This window comes from Variovorax sp. P4_D9 (assembly GCF_056401695.1).
In genome coordinates, this window is sequence record NZ_JBFUIU010001124.1 from 1 (window position 1) to 2,337 (window position 2,337).

A 2,337-nucleotide genomic window follows, 5' to 3' on the forward strand; every position below is an offset into this window, starting at 1 on the left:
AAACAGCATAAACAGCATCGCAACCAGCTGGCCCCAACTGGAGAAGCCCTTGGACGCGTATTCAGCCTGGGTGCGCTTGACGATGTGCTCGAACTCGATGCGCGGAATCAGCTTGAGGATCTGACTGAACATGCTGCATGATGCTTTCACGTTGGGCCTCTCGTGAGTGGGGTGGAAGTTCGTTTGGCGACAACTTTTTACCCCACGCATCGGGATGGCTCAACGCCTTTCTGTCTTGGACAAGAGTGGGACCAACGCCACATTAGGCATGAAGGCGCACATCGTGTGGATGCCCACTCGGGCCTGGCGCACTCGGTGGTCGCGACGGCGGCCCACGCCAACGACGTGACGCAAGCCGGCGCGCTGCTGCACGGCGAGGAGACCGTGGCCTTCGGAGATGCGGGTTACGGGGGTGTCGACAAACGCGCAGAAGCGCAGGGCCCGAAGTGGCATATCGCGATGCAGCCGGGCAAGCGCCGGCAACTGGACCCGAACGCGGCTGCCCGAGAAGGCCGAGTAGCTGAAGGCGAGCATCCGGGCCAAGGTCGAGCACCCGTCCCACGTGATCAAGAACCTGTTCCGTCACCGCAAGACCCGCTACAAGGGACTGGCCAAGAACGAGGCGCAGCTGTTCAGCTATTCGGGCTGGCCAATCTCATCATCGCCAAGAGGTCGCTGTTTGCCGCCCATGCCCGAGGTGCGACTTGAACGCGCAAAGTGGCCTCGACAGAGGCGCCAAGCGCCCTGCACAGCGGCTGTGCAGCCCGCCCAACGCCGGCTTCGCGATGCCATCGCGTCGCGTTCGAATCAATCCGGGCCGCGGTGCTCATTGATGAGCGAATCCCTAGGAAAATTCGCTGCCAATCGTCGGTCATAGGCGAACTCCGGTCGATGGAGTGGAAGACGAGAGCTCAGGGGTCCTTCGCCTCCCTGAACTCACCGGTCGGCGTTCTCCACCATCGAGGCTCCAGCGGAACGTCAGTCGTCGCTTTGCAAGTTAAGCGCCTCGAAGTCGAGCAGATCAATCTCCGCATCGAGCGCCACGTTGACCGCCTGGGCGATCGTGTCGCCCGTCACGTTGATGACCACGCCGCCGACGAGCTTATGTCGCTCGCCGCTCAGCAGGAGCACCTCCCCGCCCCAGCTGCCGGTCGTGCCGTCCAGGTTGTACTCGACCAGGTATGAAATCAGCTTGCCGGTTCTGGCCTGGGTCCGTTCGCCCGAGATTCTTTTCATGTCCGTCTCCTCGTCTTGGAGCTCACAGCATGAAGGCAGTCTCCATCCCTTTCGCGAGCCTACGGCTCGGCATCCAGGTCCTTGATCGCCGCGATGGCCTCATGCCTTGCCTCGATCAGCGCCTGTTCCTCCGAGCGTGCACCGGACTCGGCAATGTCAAACGGCTTCCGGTCGTCGATCTGGTACGACCAACTCCAGCGCGCGCCGGTTGGCCAGACGTTGATCGTGACCTGGTGCCCGTGGTGTTCAAAGCTGGTGTCGGACATGTGTTGCCTCCAACGATGAGGACCGACGTATGAAAGATCGGCCAATCCCATTTCCCGCCCCAATGGTGCGCGCTCTGCTCGACGGCAGCAAGACGCAGACGCGGCGCGTGGTGAGATCGGTTCACCCGGTGCGAGCTGGCCGGCGAGGTCAACCAGCAGCAGCAGGACCACACGAACTGCCCGTATGGCGAGCCCGGCGATCGGCTGTGGGTAAGCGAGGCCATCCGGCTGGTACCCGACCAGGAACCAGACGACGGCACCGGCCGCGTGCTGTCGGCCTACGTAGCCGACGGCTCACTCTGGCGAAGTCCCTGGTGGATATGCGAGTGGGGCCGGATCGCGCGCCGAGCGACGAACGTCCGTAGAGCGCGCACACTGGTCGCCCTCGGCCTTGCCGGGCATGGAACGTCGGATGACGGAGCTGAACATGGCGCGGCGGCGCGGGATCCTGATGTGGGAGGCGGCTTGCGAGCGCCTTAAGAACGCACTACACGCGGCCCCGCACATGCCGCCGGCGACGCCCGAACAGGTCGTGGAAGCGCTGCGCCACGCCCGTAAAGCCCTCGACGAGCTTGAACTGGCGTTTGCGCCGGAAGACGCCGAGTGATCACGGACACCGGCCACATCGGGGGATCTGGCACTCTGGACCAGCGAGGCGCTCTCCGCTGAGGTCTATATGCCCCCCGAGGGGCCTGGGGAGACACGCCATGGCCCTCTTTCTTGTAGCCGCCGAAGCCTTGGTCGCCCACTATCTGAACGGACGCACCTTGCCGGAGCTGGTGCACAAAGCAGCAGTGCAAGCGGCGCGAACGCGGCTGATTGAGGGGAAGATGCC

4 protein-coding genes and 1 pseudogene are annotated in these 2,337 nt (G+C 63.8%); 2 read left to right on the forward strand and 3 right to left on the reverse strand.

What is annotated here, in order from left to right; translation table 11 throughout:
• Positions 1-210, reverse strand: a 210-nt coding sequence (locus AC1DY5_RS51840; RefSeq protein ID WP_478122047.1) for a DUF4372 domain-containing protein, incomplete at its 3' end; no start/stop codon positions are given.
• A gap of 31 nt (positions 211-241) precedes the next feature.
• Between AC1DY5_RS51840 and AC1DY5_RS51845 the strand changes: the two are divergent.
• Positions 242-708 (forward strand): annotated as a pseudogene (locus AC1DY5_RS51845) (transposase); the annotation flags it as partial.
• A gap of 270 nt (positions 709-978) precedes the next feature.
• Here the strand turns inward: AC1DY5_RS51845 and AC1DY5_RS51850 are convergent.
• Both AC1DY5_RS51850 and AC1DY5_RS51855 read right to left on the reverse strand, forming a co-directional pair.
• Positions 979-1,236: a hypothetical protein gene (locus AC1DY5_RS51850; protein WP_478122048.1), complete on the reverse strand. Its 258-nt coding sequence runs from the start codon at positions 1,234-1,236 to the stop codon at positions 979-981.
• A gap of 59 nt (positions 1,237-1,295) precedes the next feature.
• Positions 1,296-1,502 (reverse strand): hypothetical protein, encoded by a 207-nt coding sequence (locus AC1DY5_RS51855; protein WP_478122049.1) that lies wholly within the window; start codon positions 1,500-1,502, stop codon positions 1,296-1,298.
• Between the two features lie 412 nt (positions 1,503-1,914).
• Here AC1DY5_RS51855 and AC1DY5_RS51860 point away from each other — a divergent pair, with 412 nt between their 5' ends.
• Positions 1,915-2,109, forward strand: coding sequence for a hypothetical protein (locus AC1DY5_RS51860; protein ID WP_478122050.1), 195 nt, complete (start codon positions 1,915-1,917; stop codon positions 2,107-2,109).
• The last annotated feature ends 228 nt before the right edge of the window (positions 2,110-2,337 follow it).